The 16,111-nt window shown below is 70.1% G+C and carries 13 protein-coding genes and 2 tRNA genes; 11 read left to right on the top strand and 4 right to left on the bottom strand.

The features are described from left to right. The first annotated feature begins 50 nt into the window (after positions 1 to 50). On the top strand, positions 51 to 266 hold the full coding sequence (locus COGEMETH_RS07745) for a hypothetical protein (RefSeq protein ID WP_238182026.1): 216 nt from the start codon (positions 51 to 53) through the stop codon (positions 264 to 266). Positions 267 to 301: 35 nt separating this feature from the next. Here the strand turns inward: COGEMETH_RS07745 and COGEMETH_RS07740 are convergent, their stop codons facing one another. Continuing rightward, positions 302 to 1,219: an efflux RND transporter periplasmic adaptor subunit gene (locus COGEMETH_RS07740; protein ID WP_238182025.1), complete on the bottom strand. Its 918-nt coding sequence runs from the start codon at positions 1,217 to 1,219 to the stop codon at positions 302 to 304. A 22-nt stretch (positions 1,220 to 1,241) separates the two neighbouring features. Next, a complete protein-coding gene (locus tag COGEMETH_RS07735) occupies positions 1,242 to 2,945 on the bottom strand; it encodes an AsmA family protein (RefSeq protein WP_238182024.1) in 1,704 nt (567 codons plus the stop codon). Between the two features lie 191 nt (positions 2,946 to 3,136). Here COGEMETH_RS07735 and COGEMETH_RS07730 point away from each other — a divergent pair, with 191 nt between their 5' ends. The 3 genes from COGEMETH_RS07730 (at position 3,137) to COGEMETH_RS07720 (ending at position 5,058) form a co-directional block, all read left to right on the top strand. Then, positions 3,137 to 3,505: a hypothetical protein gene (locus COGEMETH_RS07730; RefSeq protein WP_238182023.1), complete on the top strand. Its 369-nt coding sequence runs from the start codon at positions 3,137 to 3,139 to the stop codon at positions 3,503 to 3,505. Between the two features lie 176 nt (positions 3,506 to 3,681). Further along, a tRNA-Ser gene (locus COGEMETH_RS07725) sits at positions 3,682 to 3,771 on the top strand. A gap of 396 nt (positions 3,772 to 4,167) precedes the next feature. Further along, positions 4,168 to 5,058 carry an ImmA/IrrE family metallo-endopeptidase gene (locus COGEMETH_RS07720; RefSeq protein WP_238182022.1) on the top strand — a complete coding sequence of 297 codons (891 nt, stop codon included), beginning with the start codon at positions 4,168 to 4,170 and terminating at the stop codon, positions 5,056 to 5,058. 277 nt (positions 5,059 to 5,335) lie between these two features. On the opposite strand, the gene COGEMETH_RS07715 is transcribed toward COGEMETH_RS07720, so the two are convergent. Then, positions 5,336 to 6,868: a sensor domain-containing diguanylate cyclase gene (locus COGEMETH_RS07715; RefSeq protein ID WP_238182021.1), complete on the bottom strand. Its 1,533-nt coding sequence runs from the start codon at positions 6,866 to 6,868 to the stop codon at positions 5,336 to 5,338. A gap of 564 nt (positions 6,869 to 7,432) precedes the next feature. Between COGEMETH_RS07715 and COGEMETH_RS07710 the strand changes: the two genes are divergently transcribed. From COGEMETH_RS07710 to COGEMETH_RS07690, 5 genes are all read left to right on the top strand, one after another. Beyond that, positions 7,433 to 7,969: a papain-like cysteine protease family protein gene (locus COGEMETH_RS07710; RefSeq protein WP_238182020.1), complete on the top strand. Its 537-nt coding sequence runs from the start codon at positions 7,433 to 7,435 to the stop codon at positions 7,967 to 7,969. Between the two features lie 420 nt (positions 7,970 to 8,389). Continuing rightward, complete coding sequence (locus tag COGEMETH_RS07705) at positions 8,390 to 9,004, top strand: glutathione S-transferase (RefSeq protein WP_238182054.1); 615 nt, start codon at positions 8,390 to 8,392, stop codon at positions 9,002 to 9,004. Positions 9,005 to 9,214: 210 nt separating this feature from the next. After that, complete coding sequence (locus tag COGEMETH_RS07700; protein ID WP_238182019.1) at positions 9,215 to 10,057, top strand: formate/nitrite transporter family protein; 843 nt, start codon at positions 9,215 to 9,217, stop codon at positions 10,055 to 10,057. Positions 10,058 to 10,137: 80 nt separating this feature from the next. Continuing rightward, entirely contained in the window at positions 10,138 to 11,874 is a 1,737-nt protein-coding gene (locus tag COGEMETH_RS07695) for a bifunctional protein-serine/threonine kinase/phosphatase (protein WP_238182018.1), read from the top strand. 183 nt (positions 11,875 to 12,057) lie between these two features. Then, positions 12,058 to 12,195, top strand: a complete 138-nt coding sequence (locus COGEMETH_RS07690) for a hypothetical protein (RefSeq protein ID WP_238182017.1) — start codon at positions 12,058 to 12,060, stop codon at positions 12,193 to 12,195. A 438-nt stretch (positions 12,196 to 12,633) separates the two neighbouring features. Here COGEMETH_RS07690 and COGEMETH_RS07685 read toward each other — a convergent pair. After that, positions 12,634 to 12,710 (bottom strand) — tRNA-His (locus COGEMETH_RS07685). Between the two features lie 292 nt (positions 12,711 to 13,002). Between COGEMETH_RS07685 and COGEMETH_RS07680 the strand changes: the two genes are divergently transcribed. Together COGEMETH_RS07680 and COGEMETH_RS07675 are read left to right on the top strand one after the other, a co-directional pair. Further along, positions 13,003 to 14,694: a chloride channel protein gene (locus tag COGEMETH_RS07680; RefSeq protein ID WP_238182053.1), complete on the top strand. Its 1,692-nt coding sequence runs from the start codon at positions 13,003 to 13,005 to the stop codon at positions 14,692 to 14,694. A 73-nt stretch (positions 14,695 to 14,767) separates the two neighbouring features. Next, complete coding sequence (locus COGEMETH_RS07675; RefSeq protein ID WP_238182016.1) at positions 14,768 to 15,847, top strand: tartrate dehydrogenase; 1,080 nt, start codon at positions 14,768 to 14,770, stop codon at positions 15,845 to 15,847. The last annotated feature ends 264 nt before the right edge of the window (positions 15,848 to 16,111 follow it).

Below are 16,111 nucleotides of genomic sequence, written 5' to 3'. Positions count from 1 at the left end.
GATCGGACTCCCGTCGCCGCATCCCGGTCCATCACGGAGGAGCCCTTCCCATGCGCATCCTGGTTGTCGTCGCACTCCTCATGGGAGCCGGGCCCGCCGCCGCGACGCCGTGCGGCATTCCCTGCCAGCGATGCGCCGCGCAGTTCGGCGTCCCGAAGGATGCGCAAGGCCAGTTCCTGTTCAGGGGCACGAAGTCCGGCGGCGGTCAGGCCGCCTGGTACAACTGCCTCGAAACCGAGCGGGCCGGCTTGCGCAACAAGCACTGACCCGGCACCGCCGAAACCGGATCGATCGGCGCCCGCTACTTCCAGGTGCCCGGAGCCGACCCGGAATCGTCCTTGACCACGATGGGCTCGACCTGATCCCCCTCGCGCAGGAAGGCGCCGGCGCGGATCACGACGAGGTCCGACTCCGAGAGCCCGGAGACGATCTCCGCGTTGTCGCCGGACAACAGGCCGACCGAGACCTGCCGGGTCTCGATGCGGGTGCCGTCGACCACCTGCACGACGGTGCCCTCCGCCTCGTACTGCACCGCCGAGTAGGGCACGCCCACGCCGCAGCGCTCGCCGACCTTGACCAGGCCGCGGGCGAAGGTGCCGATGCGGGCGTCGGGTGTGTTGGCGAGCGTGATCCGCACCCGCCCCACCTGCGCGGCCGCGTCCGCGCCGGCCTCGACCCGGCGAACGCTGCCCGACACGTCTGGCAGGCCCAGCGGCTTGACCGTGACCGCCTGCCCGACCACGATCCGCCCGAGATCGGACAGAGGCGCCTCCGCGACCAGTTCGATGTCGCCGCCGGCCACGATCTGGAACAGCGGACCCTGCCGCGCGGAGGCCGGCTGGCCGACCGTCGCCTGGCTGCGCAGCACCACCCCCGCGACGGGCGCGCGCACCGCGACGGCGTTGGCCGCCTCGGAGGGCCCTTCGAGCGGGACGAGGCGCGCCAGGACCTGGCCGCCGCTGACGATGTCCAGGGGATTGACGAGCACCTGGGCGACCTTGAGCCCCTCCCGCTCGACGCCGACGTCGACCTGCTCGCGGGCGCCCAGCGTGCCGGTGACGGCGACCCGGTCGGGAAAGCACAGGGTCCGGGCGGCCCGCACGCTGACGGGGAGCGCCGCGAGGCGGGTGTCGCCAGCCTCGTCCGCCGCGCAGGCCGGAGCGGAAAAAAGCACGAGCGCCGCCAGCCGGCAGGCGTCGGAGGATCGGCGGGCGTTCATGTCCGTGGGACCTCTCGATGCATCAGGGCCTGCGCCGTGCGGGCGGCGGCCGGTCGGGGCGCGGGATCAGGGCGTCGAGCAGCCCCCCGAGCCCGCCGCCGGTCTCCGTGCCGTCCCCGCCGAACAGGCTGCTGCCGAGGTCCTGCAGGGATTGGATCGTGCCGGCCGGGTCCTGGGCCAGTCCGGCGAGGTCCGCCGAGATCGCCGGGTCGTCCCAGGGGCCGGAGATGCGGATCGGAACGTTGAGCCGGCCGCCCGCGCCGGGCACGACCTTGAGGGGCTTCAGCTGGAGATCGAGGCTGCGGCCGGCGAGGTCGATTCTGCCGCCGCCCTCGGCCTCGATCAGCCCGGCCTTCAGGCGCAGATCGTCGGTCACGGCCCGGCCTCCCGAGACCGTGAAGCTGCCGCCGAGGGCGTCGAGGCGGGTCGCGAGGCTGCCGCCCGCGCCGGCCAGCCCGGCCGCCCGGGCGAGGTCGAGCCCGTCGATCCGCCCGTCCGTGACGGACACCTCCACCCGCCCGCTCGCCCCGCCCAGGAGCGCCTCGGGCCGCGAGCCCACGGCCTGGAGGTCGATGCGGGCCGTCCCGGCGCCGTCGAGGCCCTGGATTCCGACCACGTCCGTCAGCAGGGGCTGCACCCGCACCCGCGTCAGGGACAGGCCGAGCTGGTGACGCCCCGCCCCGCCCGGATCGGGCGACAGCACGTAGCGGCCGCGCGCGCTGCCCGAATAGAGCGTCGCGCCGTCGAGACCCGCATCCAGGCTGCCGTCCGCCACGCGGGCGGTCAGCGCCACGGCGGCGAGTTGCACCGGCCCGAGCTCCAGTCGCTTGATCGCCAGGCTCGCCTGCCCGTCGAACAGGGCGAACCAGGCCGGATCGGGCACCATGTCGGCACGCACCGGCACGGTCAGCGTCCCGTCGGCCGGGGTCCGCGGCGGGGGGGAGGCGGCGTCCGTCAGCGCCAGGGCATCGAGCCGCAAGTCCAGGGCGAGGCGGGGCTTCGGGCCGGATTCCAGGCCGAGGCTGCCCGAGAACGGGGCGCGGTCGATGCTCCCGGAGATCCCGTCGATCCGGAGTGCGTTCGGCCGAAGGTCGGCGTTCGCGCTCGCCGAGATTCGAGGCCCGCGGCCCTCGCTGGGGTTCCAGGCGAACCGGAGCGGGCGCACCCCGCTCGCGGAAGACCCGATGTCCAGCACGGCGCCGAGATCGGCAAGCTCGATCCGCAGCGGGGGCGCGTCGACGGCCTTGTCGCCGAGGTCGACGGCGAGATCGAGGCTCCGGACCGTCAGGGCGATGGCGCGGTCGGCAAGCGTTGCGTCCGCGCCGCGCAGCACGGCCCGAAGTCCCGCAAGCGACGGTCCGGGATCGCCCCGGCCCGCCTCGAACCGAAGGGCGGTCGGCAGGCGCAGCCTCGCATCCGCGATGGCCGCCTGCGCCGTCCCGGAACCGCCGAAGAGGAGGCCGATGGGCCCGGTGAGCCGGACCTCCCGCAGGGTGCCACGAACCCCCTCGCCGGTGCCGTCCGCCACCGCGACGTCGTGCAGGACCAGGGCCGGGGCGGCCTCGAACCCGAGGCGTCCGACCGTCCAAGCGAGGCCGGTCTCCTGCCGCAGGCGGTCCTCGATCAGCCTGGCGCCACGCTCGGCCACATGCGGCAAGGCGATCGTCGCCGCGACGGCAGCAACGGAGAGCCCGAAGGCGCCGATCAAGAGACCGCGTAACCGCATCGCGCGACGATCGTGGCTGAAGACAGTCATGCCGCGCGGTTGGACCGCGTCTATGCAGCATGCGGTCCGTTAGACGCCGCGGAAGGACCACAGTCAAGCTGGTGGCCCGGCCCTTGCGGGCCGTCCTGCGCGGACCGGCGGCGGTGGCCGGTCGCATTGACCGGGCCGCCTGCCTCTGCCCAGAGAAGCGGATGCGCACCTTCCTTCGCCTGTCGGTCTGGATCATCGCGGCGGTCCTGGTCTTCGTCACCCTGTCGCCGATCGGCCTGCGCCCGGCCGTCGCCCCGGCCGACCTGGAGCGGGCCGTGGCCTATGCCGGGTTCGGCCTGCTCGTCGTCCTGGCCTATCCGCGCCAGTGGTGGCTCGGGCTCGCCGCCGCGGTCCTGCTCGCCGGCGCCCTGGAATACGGGCAGGGCCTGACCGCGAGCCGCCACGGCCGCCTCGCGGATTTCCTGGTCAAGGCGGGGGCCGCCGCGGCCGGCGCCCTGTTCGCCCACGCCCTGGTGACGGCCGCAGCCCGGATCGGCGGCCCCCAGCCGCGTCCCCTCGACCGCCCCTGACCGGTTCGAGGGCTGGGCGGCCGGCCCGAGCCGGCACGGGCGCCACACCGCCGGCTTTGCGGCGGCCCGCGCATCGGGGCGCCTTGCACGGGACCGAGGTCGCAGGTACAGCACGCCACCCGGCGGTCACGATCCGCGCGGCCCCCGAGCGGGCCGTGCCGATGGATGCCGGGTCCGGAGGGGTGGCCGAGTGGTTGAAGGCGCACGCCTGGAAAGTGTGTATACCGGAAACGGTATCGCGGGTTCGAATCCCGCTCCCTCCGCCAGCCATCTCGACTAACCAACTGCCGAGACTTAAGTTTTGGGGTCGGCCCGAAACGGCTGCCCTCGATGTAGCTCACAGTCACGACCGGCTATTAGCGCCTTGCGCCGGACCTTCTCGGACGATTGCCCCTGCCGCGGACGGCCGCGCTGTCACCCCGAATTCTCGAGATCGGCTCGACCGAGGGTCCGCGGTCGGTTCAGCTTGGCGAACGCGTCCACGATCTCGGGTTCACCCAGGCATCGGGATCGCAGGGAGCGCCGTATCACGTCAGCCTGGCCTTCTGCTCACGATTGCGCTGGCCGGTAGTGTTACGGACGAATTCGGGCCTGTCCGGTCTTGGGATCGCGGGTGCGTGGTGGCCTGATGGATCGGCTCGGGGATAGGAAGGGGGCCGCGGATGTCGATCAGCAGGAAGGACCTCGCGGACGCGGGCTCACCGGAAGCGCTCGTCAAGCGCATCCTACAGGCCGAGCCGAACCTTCCGGTGCCCGTGCCGATCAGTGAGCTGTGCACGCGGCTCGGCATCCCGAGGATCGAGGACCTCGACACCGACGCGTTCGAGGGCGGCCTCGTTACCGACGCGAAGCGGTCCGAAGGAACCATCCAAGCCAAGCGCGGAGGCGAACCGCGTCGCCGTTTCACCATCGCGCACGAACTCGGCCACTTCCTGATGGCGCACCATGTTCCGGATCAGCCCGGCCGGTTCCTGTGCAAGAGTTCCGACCTGCTGCGCCTCACGGCCGAGGCAGGCGACCAGCGCCAGCGCAGGGAAGTCGAGGCCAACCGCTTCGCCGCTCTCGTGCTGATGCCCCCGCACCTGCTGCGGGGGGCCATGGCGGGCTTTCGCGAACCCGATCTGCAGCACGTTCTTGCGCTCGCGGGCGACTTCGTGGTCGGCAAGGAGGCGGCGGCTCGGGCCTACGTGCAATACCACCCTGGGCGGATCGCCATCGTCGTGGCGGGCAACGGCCGGGTGCAGCGGTGCTACCGCAGCCTCTCCTTCCCGCCCATCACCTGCGCGGTCGGCAGCCCGCTCCCGGTACACGCGCTCTATCACAGCGTTCCGCACCGGCCGAACATCGCGAGCGACATCGTGGCGTGCCGTCCCGATCTCTGGATCGATGTGAAGCGCGACCTTCGCGTGCCGTCCCTCTACGAGCAGGTGTACCTGCAGCAGAACGGCTTCGCGATGATCCTGCTGCGTCTGGAACCCGTCCCGGAGGAGAGCGCGGAGGAGCGCAGGCTGGAGGAGGGCTGGCGCTACCGCTTCCACTCGGGGCGACGGTAGGCGACACCGATGTGGGATTGGACTGCCAGGTGCGGCCACGATCTCTGCCGTAGCGTTCCTCGCCGACCTCGACGAGGTGCAGGTGGGTAGCCCACCCGTTCGAAGGCCCGTTGGATCACATCGCGGGGTGCTTCAGAGGCGCGGTCAGCGGCACCCCGACCTGACGCCAGATGGTGGGCTCGATGCCCGCATGGCTAAAGTGCAATCGGGCGATCCGTTCGGATGCGGACGCGCGCGCCGTCCTCGCGCTTCACGGTCCCAACCGTCGGATGCGGGATCAACTGCCCACCAACCTGAGCATACGCTGACCCGAAACCTCCGGTAGCGCGGGCGCACATCGGGTCTGGTTTCGACCGGCCGCCTTGGCCTCGTAGAGCGCCGCATCGGCCCGCCGATACAGGGCCTCCGAACCGCCTTCGTCAGAGCCGGCGCTGACGGCCAGCCCGATGCTGACCGTGATGGAGCCGGCTTCGATGCCGGCGGAGGTCACGGCCAGGGATCTGAGGGCGTCATGCACCTTGGCCGCGACCCGGAGGGCGCCCTCCTGATCCGTGTCGGGGAGCAGGATGGCGAACTCCTCGCCCCCCACCCGTGCCACCAGATCGGTCGGGCGATGCACGCTCGTCGACATCGAGCGGGCCAGCCCCTTCAGCACCTCGTCGCCGATGGCATGGCCGTAGCGGTCGTTGTAGCGCTTGAAGTGATCGGCATCGACGATGAGGAGCGCGAGCGCGTCCGCGCCGCGCCGCCTGTCCGTCCAGGCTCGCTCGACGGTCTCCTCGAATCGGCGGCGGTTCGCGAGGCCCGTCAGGGCGTCGGTGAGCGACAGGCGGGACAGCTCCGCCTCCATCGCGCCACGCCGGCGGAGTTCGCGCCCGAACAGGAGCGACAGGGCGATCGTCAACCCACACAACGCGAGGACGATCGCGGCGATCACGAGGGCCTTCTCGCGCCATTCGGCCTCGATCTCGCGGGTCGAGAGGGCGACGTTCAGGATCAGTGGCAGGTCGCCGACCTGGGTGAAGGCGTAGTGCCGCTCGACCTTGTCTCTGCCGGCCGTGCCGATGAAGCTTCCGCTGCGGGCGCCGATGAAGCGCTCGAAGGCGGGCACGTGGGCGATGTTCGCGCCGATGTCCATCTCGCGGTAGGGCTGCCGCATGATGCGGGTGCCGTCGCGCAGGTAGAGGTTTATGGCGCCGTCCTGCCCGAGGCCCAGCCGGTCGAACAGCCGGCTGAAGTAGGTCAGCTTGAGGCTTCCGTAGGCGATGCCGCCGAAGCTGCCGTCCGCCTTGCTGATGCGGCGGCTGAACGGCAGCATCCGCTCGCCGGTGAGCCGCGAGACCAGGGGCCGGCCGATGTAGAGGCCGAGGTCGGGCCTCGCCTTGTGGACGCGAAAGTACTCGCGATCGGCGTAGTTGCCCTTGCGGGGCGGCAGGGCCCCCTCGTCGATGATGACGTCGCCGCGCTCGTCCAGGACGAACAGGATGCCCATGTCCTGCGCGGTGGCGGCACGGTCGAACAGGATGAGTTGCCGCAGTTCGGGCGTCGCGGCAGCGACGCCCGGCGCTTTCAGGTTGTCGACGATGGCCTGAAGCGAGAGGTCGAAGATCTCGAAGTTGCGGCCGATGTCGCGCTCGATCACCTGGAGCAGGTTGCGGGAGGTCTGGTCCGCCTTGTCGTAGGCATCCTTGCGCAGGTCGAGGAGCATCAGCCCGGACACGGCGAGCATGCCGACCGGCGCCAGGACGCCGAGCACGATCCAGGTGCGTGCCGACCGGATCCACCGTGCGTTCGGGACCGTGCGAATCATGACGAGCCCCTCGAGCACCCGTCACGGTTGTGCACCCAGGTCCGTTACCGCTCCATATGCCGGGAGCCTCTCACCGCGCGGACCTGTCCGCGTGGCTAACGATGGGTTCACGCGACCTTGCCGAAGCCATGCGATCGGACGATCCGGACGTCGGGCCGGGAAACGGCGATTGCCGGCAGGTCCATGCCGAGCCTCCGGCCGCGCGACGACCACGCTTGCGGTCCGCACTCATCGCATCGTGACGAAGGCGCCGTCGACGACGATCCGCGATCCGATCACCGGCAGGCGGCGCACGATCGATCGGCCGACGCCGCGCCCCCGTCCGCGAGTGCCGAGGAGCCTGACCGCACGCTGTCATCCGCCCTCGACGGTCGCGCCGGCCCTCGAAGAACCGGCCTGTCGACCTGCGGATGCGGTTCGACACGATGTCGCTCGTTGGATCGCTGGATTACAACCCTTGCGATCAAGCGGCTGTCGAGGTCGACGGGAGCCCACCAGCGCCCAGGACGGATCGCGTTCGGCCGCCTCAGGATCCGGCCTGACTGGGCATAGGCGGAGGTTTGAATGGCAACCACTGTGGTTCTTCGTGACGACTCCGACGGTATCACGCACCAGATATGCGGTCAGTCCCAGGCGAATTCCTGCGCTGGAGCTTCGCTCTACATGATCGAGTGTGCACTGAAAGCCCAAAGCGTCGATGGAGGCGAAGACAGAATTCTCGATCTTTGCGGCAGAGGTGCCGAGACGATTCACTCGGGAATAGACAGCTCGACGACGCTCAATCTACTTCGGAGCTTTGGTGCGAAAGTCTACGCGGACGTCAATACGGAGCCGGAAAAAGCGCATAAAGGTCTTATTTTAAAGACCGGCAAGATACTCGATGGCCATCCTGCGTTCGTGCACATATATTGGTACATAAGACAGCATGGCAAGTGGTCCGTCAATGGAGCTCACGCCGTCGTTGCGATCAGGATCAATACGAAGGGTGGCGTCGTCTTTCTTGACCCTGGGCAGGGCGGGCAATTGTTCGAGTTGCAGAATGACGGGCAATACAATCAGTTTGGAAACGACGGCCGCATTTATAGAGTATTTTACACCTAGAGCCGTGCCCGACCAAGTTGTGTCGGGTCACGGCTCCAGGTCTTTGTTTTGACGCGCACTTTCACGACGAACCGGTATCCACTTCGTCGAAGTGCGCTCTAGAGCCGTCCCCGACCACGTCGGGTCGGGTCACGGCTCCAGGTCCTGTCTCGACGCGCAGTTTCACGACGAACCGGTATCCACGTCGTCGGAATGCGCTCTGGCAGGACCACTTTCGCTCATTCGACGCAACCATCGGTAGTGCCGCCTTGCACCCGTGGACGCACGTATCGCTATCCGACGCCGGCCGCCCCACGCCCGCAGGCCTGTCGGACCGGCATCGGCGCAGTTCGAGAGGCGCTCCGGCACGCCCGCTATCGTGAACCGTGCCGACCTTTGGGATAGACGGCGATCGGATCGAGGCTCACGAGACCCGGAATGATGAAGCTCTTCTACGCGCCCGCCTCCCCCTACGCCCGCAAGGTCCTCGTGGTGGCGCACGAACTCGGCTTGGCGGACGCCATCGAGACGGTCTCCGTTTCCGTCACCCCCATCGCACGCGAGGCGGGGACGGCCGCCCACAACCCCCTGGGCAAGGTTCCGACGCTGGTGACGGACACGGACGGCGCCCTCTTCGACAGCCGCGTGATCTGCGAATACCTGGACGCGCGCTCGGCCGGCCCGCGCCTGTTCCCGGCGGACGGCCCGGAGCGCTGGGCGGCGCTGGGGCAACAGGCCCTGGCCGACGGCCTGCTCGATGCCGCGCTGCTCACCCGCTACGAGCGGGCCGTGCGGCCGGAGCACCTGCGCTGGGACGCCTGGGACGCGGGCCAGATCGCCAAGGTCGCCGCCGCCCTCGACCGGATCGAGAGCCTGGCGCCGGGCTTCGCCCACCGGATCGGAATCGGGCCGATCGCGGTCGCCTGCGCCCTCGGATACCTCGACTTCCGGTTTCCCGACCTGGGCTGGCGCTCGGGGCGGCCGGCCGCCGCCGCATGGTTCGAGACGTTCGGGCAACGTCCCTCGATGGCCGCGACCAGACCGCCGCAGGCGTAGGGGCGACGCGGGAAAACGTTCGGGCATCCGCCTGCACCGAGGCCGCCCGGCCCGAATCTGCGCGCGAAACTTGCATGGCGGTCTCGTGGGTCGATTGCTGCCCACGCGGGAGGCGGGGATCGACGCCGATTTGGGCGTGAGACGCGCTCGCCTGCGCGTTCGGTGTGCACGCTTCGTCCGCTCGTGACCGTACCGTGAGGAAAGACTGAGATGGCCTACCTAGCGCCTTCGGAATTCGTCGTGAAAATGGTCGACGCCGGAGAGTCCAAGATCTTCATGTCGACCCGGGACACCCTGATCCGCGCCTACATGGCCGGCGCCATCCTGGCGCTCGCCGCCGTGTTCGCGGTCACGGTCACGCAGCAGACCGGCATTCCCATCGTCGGCGCCGCCCTGTTCCCGGTCGGCTTCTGCATGCTCTACCTGCTCGGCTTCGACCTGCTGACCGGCGTGTTCGTGCTGGCCCCCCTGGCGCTGATCGACAAGCGGCCGGGCGTCACGATCGGCGGCGTCCTGCGCAACTGGGGCCTGGTCTTCCTCGGCAACTTCCTCGGCGCCCTCACGGTGGCCGTGATGATGGCGATCGTCTTCACCTACGGGTTCTCGACCCCGCCCGACAAAGTCGGCGCGTTCATCTCCGGCGTCGGGGAGCGCCGGACCGTGGGCTACGCCGAGCACGGGGCGGCCGGCTGGTTGACGATCTTCATCCGCGGCGTCCTCTGCAACTGGATGGTCTCCACCGGCGTCGTCGGCGCGATGATCTCGACCACCGTCAGCGGCAAGGTGATCGCGATGTGGATGCCGATCATGCTGTTCTTCGCGATGACCTTCGAGCACTCGGTGGTGAACATGTTCCTGTTCCCGGCCGGGCTGATGCTGGGCGGGCACTTCTCGGTCTGGGACTACTTCTTCTGGAACGAGATCCCGACCGTGCTCGGCAACCTCCTCGGCGGCCTCGCCTTCACCGGCCTGACCCTGTACTCCACCCACGTGCGCACCGGGCCCAAGCGCGTCGTGGCCGAGCAGCGGAGCCTGCGCCGCGTGCCGGCCTGATCGCCGATCGATCCCCGGAGCCTCGACCCGCCCGGGCCGGGGCTCCCATCGGCGGCGGCCGGACGTCACAAGGCCTGCCGATGGCGCAAGACCTCACGGTTTCGATCGGCCAGCACAGCGAACGGGGCCGCAAGGACGCCAACCAGGACTTCCACGGCGCCCTCGTGCCACGGCAGCCCGACCTCGGCCTCAAGGGCATCGCCGTCGTGCTGGCGGACGGCATCAGCAGCAGCGCGGTGGGCGGCATCGCCAGCGAGACCGCCGTCCGTACCTTCCTGGACGATTATTACGGCACCCCCGACACCTGGTCGGTGAAGACGGCCGCCCGGCGCGTGGTCACGGCCACCAATTCCTGGCTCCATGCCGAGACGCGGCGCAGCCGGGACGCCTACGACCGGGACAAGGGCTACGTCACCACCTTCAGCGCGCTGATCCTGAAGTCGCGCACCGCCCACGTCTTCCACGTCGGGGATGCCCGCATCCACCGTGTCGTCGGCCGCTCCCTCGAACGGCTGACGGAGGACCACCGGGTCTTCGTCTCGTCGCAGCAATCCTATCTCGGCCGGGCGCTCGGCGTGAACGCCCACGTGGAGATCGACCACCGCTGCGTCCCGATCGAGGCGGGCGACGTCTTCGTCCTCACCACGGACGGCGTGCACGAGCACGTGCGCGCAGGCGCCATCGTCGGCGCGATCACGGCGGCGGGCGGCGACCTCGACCGGGCCGCGCGGGCGATCGCCGAGGCCGCCTACCAGGCCGGCAGCCCGGACAACCTCACGCTCCAGATCGTCCGCGTCGACACGGTGCCGGACGACGGGCCGGTCGACCTCCAGGCGCGCCTCGACGACCTTGCGCCTGCCCCCCTCTTGGAGCCGCCGACGACCTTCGACGGCTACGACGTCCTGCGGCCGCTCCATGCCAGCAGCCGCAGCCACGTCTATCTCGCCACCGACACGGAGACGGGCGCAATGGTCGCCCTCAAGGTCCCGTCGATCGACCTGCGGGACGACGCCGCCTACCTGAAGCGCTTCATGATGGAGGAGTGGATCGCGCGGCGCATCGACAACCTCCACGTCCTGAAGGCCCACCCCCAGACACGCCGGCGCAGCCACCTCTACGTGGCCATGGCCTATTTCGACGGGCAGACGCTGTCGCAGTGGATGCACGACCATCCGGCCCCCGAGATCGAGGCCGTGCGGCGGATCGTCGAGCAGGTCGCCAAGGGGGTCCACGCCTTCCACCGCCGGGAGATGGTGCACCAGGACCTGCGGCCGGAGAACATCCTGGTCGACGCCTCCGGCACGGTCCGGATCATCGATTTCGGCTCCACCAAGGTCGCGGGCGTCGTCGAGGCCGAACCCATGACCGGAGACGGGGAGATGCTGGGCACGCTCCAATATACCGCGCCGGAATGCTTCGTCGGGGAAGCCTCCTCGCCCCGCTCCGACGTGTTCTCGGTCGGCGTCATCGCCTACCAGATGCTGACGGGACACCTGCCCTACGGTGCGCAGGGGCCTCGGGCGCGGACCCGGGCCAGCCAGCGCAAGCTCCGCTACGCCCCGGCCCGCGCTGTCCGGCCGACCCTGCCGCCCTGGGTCGACGGTGCCCTGCGCAAGGCCGTGCACCCCGACAGCCTGAAGCGCTACGCCGTGCTCTCGGAATTCGTCCACGACCTGCGCCACCCCAACGACGCCCTCACGGACGCGCGCAGGGCCCCGTTGCTGGAGCGCAATCCGGTGCTCTTCTGGCAGATGCTCTCGCTGCTCCTGGCCTCGGCGATCGCCTACCTGCTGATCGGCGCGCGTCTCCACCCCTGAGCGGGCGGGACGGAGCCCGCAATCGGTCGCGACGGCGAAGCACGAAGCCGGGATCGAGACCCTACCGGGCGACGAACGATCCTCATGCATCCGTCGCATATATGGCGTGCGAAATGTGGCATACCACAGAGCTGCGTGCGGTGCGATAAACGATTATCGCACCGCACAAACAGGCCGCCTCCCATGTCCGTTCTCGCCGCCCTCGCCCTGATCGCCCTCGCCGGCGCCGTCAACGTCTCCCTGGTCCTGCTCATCGCCGACCGCTTCGGCCACGAGGGTTCGGTTGCCGGCATCATCGGCGCGGTCCCGACCGCCGCCTGACCGCGACACGGCTGCCTGCGCGGCCAGGAAGGCCCAGCCCGCCCGGTCAGCCGCGGCGGGCTTCGTTTTGCGCGGCGCAGACCTCGCGTAAGGGCTTGATACCAAGCCTCGGTGAGGATGACCCATCGAGGCTCGGCCCCCGCGACTGCGGGGCGGCGGCCGTCCGCCGGACCTCATAGGTCCTCACCTATGAGACTCGGTATAAGCCCTTGGCCGCTCGATCTCCCAGCCGACTTTCGCCGCGGCCATTCTGGAGAAATCCTGAGGATCACCCGGAAGACGCCGGATGCCGGCGTCCAACGTCGCCCGGCCGCTGAACGCGAGGGCGGTATCGCTCTGCTGACCGAGCGTTGACCGGAAGCCTGCACCGGCAGGCAGGCCCGGAACGCAAAAAGGGCCGGCGCGCCGCCAACCCCTTGCTATCGTCCGCGAATGTGATGGTACCACCGCCCCGGCTCGAACGGGGGACCCCCAGATCCACAATCTGGTGCTCTAACCAACTGAGCTACGGCGGCACTGCGGCGGGGTGTATCGCGGGGAAGTCCGCTTTTCAAGCCGTTGTTGGCGCGGCATGCCACCCTGTGGACGCCCGCGGCCCCGGCCCCGTAAGGTCGCCCGGTGAGCCCACGCGAACCCGATCCCCTAAGGCGCGAGGCCGCGGCGCGCGAGAGGCCGCGCGCGGGGTGGGGCCGGCCGTCCCTCGTGCAGGCGCCGGAGCGCCTGCGCGCCTTCGTCCGCCGCAGCGAAGCCGGGCTGGTGCTGCTGGCCGCGCTGACCGGCTGCGTCGGGGGCGTGGCGGTCTCAGGGATGAACCTCGCCACGCAAGCCTTGCGCGAGGCGATCTACCGGCTGCCGCCGGGGGCGCGGTTGAGCGCGACTGATGCCGTGCCGCCGCTGGCGCTCCTCCTCGGCCCCTGCCTCGGCGGGCTCCTGCTCGGACTGCTGATGCTCGCGGCCGGGCGGCTGCGGGGGCCGAACCGGCGCCCGATCATCGATCCGATCGAGGCCAACGCCCTGCATGGCGGCCGGATGTCCCTGCGCGACAGCCTGTATCTCGCCTTGCAGAACGTGGTCTCGAACGGGGGCGGGGCCTCGATCGGGCTCGAGGCCGGCTACACGCAGATCTGCGCGGGGCTCGCCTCCCGCCTCGGCATCGCCTTCGAGATGCGGCGGGGCGACCTGCGGACCCTCGTCGGCTGCGGGGCCGCCGCGGCCATCGCAGCCGCCTTCGGGGCGCCGCTAACGGGTGCGTTCTACGCCTTCGAGCTGATCATCGGCACCTATTCCATCGCCACCCTGACGCCGGTGGTGGTGGCCGCGCTCTGCGGCAGCCTCGTCGCGCGGGCTCTGGTCGAGACGCAGCCCCTCGTCGCCTTCGACAACATGCAGGCCGTGACCACCTCGACCGTCACCAGCCTGGAGACCCTACCGAGCCTGGCCCTCGGCCTCGTCTGCGCCGGCCTCGGCATCCTGATCATGCGCGGCGTCACCCTGGTCGAGCAGGTCGTCCAGGCCTCCGGCCTGCCGCGGGCGGCGGGGCCGGCCTTGGGCGGCCTCTGCGTCGGGGTGCTCGCGCTGGCCGCGACCCCCCAGGTGCTCTCGGGCGGCCACGGCGCCCTGCACCTGCAGTTCTCGCACGACGCACAGGGCTACGGCATCGGCGCGCTCGCCGGCCTGTTCGCGGCCAAGGCCGCCGCCTCGGCGATCTCGATCGGGTCGGGGTTTCGCGGCGGCCTGTTCTTCGCCTCCCTGTTCCTGGGCGCGCTCGCCGGAAAGGTGTTCGCCGGCATCGCCCCGGAGGTCGTGCCCGGCATGGCCGCCTTCGGCCTGACCCCGCTCGCCTACGCGGTGATCGGCATGAGCGCGCTGGCCGTCGCGGTGATCGGCGGACCGCTGACCATGACCTTCCTGGCGCTGGAGGTCACGGGCAGCTTCCCCATCACCGGCCTCGTGCTCGTGGCCGTGATCGCCTCCTCGCTCACGGTGCGGAAGACCTTCGGCTACTCCTTCGCCACCTGGCGTTTCCACCTGCGCGGCGAGAGCATCCGCAGCGCCCACGACGTCGGCTGGATCAGGACCCTGACGGTGGGACGCCTGATGCGCCGGGACGTGCGCGCGATCCCCCTCGACACGCCCATGGCGACCTTTCTGCGCGCGCACCCCCTGGGCTCGCCCTCGCGGGTGATCGTGGTGGATGCGCAAGAGCGCTACGCCGGCATCGTGATGGTGCCGGAGGCCCACGCGGCCGCACGCGAGGCCGGCGACGGGGAGCCCGGCCTCGCCGACGTGCTCAGGCACCCGAAGGACTTCTTGACCCCGGAGATGAACGCCAAGGAGGCCTCGGCCACCTTCGACCGCACCGAAAGCGAGGCGCTGGCGGTGGTCGACGGGCCGGAATCCCGCGCGGTCATCGGCCTCCTGACCGAGAGCCACACGCTCAAGCGCTACAGCGAGGAACTCGATCGCCAGCGCCGGGCCATGGCCGGAGAATCGGTTTGATTGTCAGGGCAGGGCGTTGACCGGGCGGCCTGCCGCGACACCTCGGCATCACGAGCATCCAGCGGAGGAATCGATGAGCGGACCTGAGCGCAGCTACCGCGTCGCGGTCATCCCCGGTGACGGCATCGGCAAGGAGGTGGTGCCCGAGGGGGTGCGCGTGCTGGAGAAGGCCGCCAGGCGCCACGGCTTCCGGCTCCAGCTCGACTGGTTCGATTTCGCCAGCTGCGACTACTACGAACAGCACGGCCGGATGATGCCGGAGGACTGGAAGGCGCAGATCGCGGGCCACGACGCGATCTTCTTCGGCGCCGTCGGCATGCCCGAGCGGGTGCCCGACCACATCTCCCTGTGGGGCTCGCTGATCCAGTTCCGGCGCGAGTTCGACCAGTACGTGAACCTGCGCCCCGTGCGGCTGATGCCGGGGGTGAAGTGCCCCCTGGCCGACCGCAAGCCCGGCGACATCGACTTCTGGGTGGTCCGCGAGAACACGGAGGGCGAATACTCGAACGCGGGCGGGCGGATGTTTGCCGGCACCGAGCGCGAATTCGCCATCCAGGAGACGATCTTCACCCGCCACGGCGTGGACCGGGTGCTGAACTTCGCCTTCAAGCTCGCCCGGAGCCGGCCCAAGCGCCACCTCACCTCGGCGACGAAGTCGAACGGCATCTCGATCACGATGCCGTACTGGGACGAGCGGGTGAAGGCGGTGGCCGAGGGCTACGCCGACGTGCGCTGGGACCAATACCACATCGACATCCTGACCGCGCACTTCGTGCTCAACCCGGACCGCTTCGACGTGGTCGTCGCCTCGAACCTGTTCGGCGACATCCTGTCGGACCTTGGCCCGGCCTGCACCGGCACGATCGGCATCGCGCCGTCCGGCAACATCAACCCGGATCGCCTGCACCCGTCCGTGTTCGAGCCGGTGCACGGCTCGGCCCCCGACATCGCGGGGCAGGGCATCGCCAATCCGATCGGGCAGATCTGGTCGGGGGCGATGATGCTGGAGCATCTCGGCGAGGCGGAGGCCGCGGCCGAGATCGTCGCCGGCATCGAACGGGTGCTCGCCGAGAAGACCCTGCGCACGCGCGACCTCGGCGGCAACGCGGATACGCAGGCCTGCGGCAAGGCGGTGGAAGAGGCGCTCGGATAGCCTGAGACCGTGTCCGCTTGATCGAAGCGGCACGGTCTCACGAAGCCCGCGCGGCGCTTGAGCGAAGCCGAAATCCGCATCGCGAAGCGATCGAACGGATTTCGTATGGGAGGTCGGCCGGCCCTCAGCGGGGCCGGCGCCCCACGCTCACCACGTTCGCGCCCCGCGCCTTCCGCTCCGGCAGGGTCTCCTCGACCTTCCGGACGATGCTGTCGGCGTCGAGGCCTGCTGCGGCGTACATCTTCTCCGGGCTGTCGTGGTCCT

Source organism: Methylobacterium trifolii (assembly GCF_022179685.1).
Classification (GTDB): Bacteria; Pseudomonadota; Alphaproteobacteria; order Rhizobiales; family Beijerinckiaceae; genus Methylobacterium; species Methylobacterium trifolii.
Note: the sequence above shows the minus strand (reverse complement) of the source record. Positions and strands in the feature narration are given on the sequence as shown.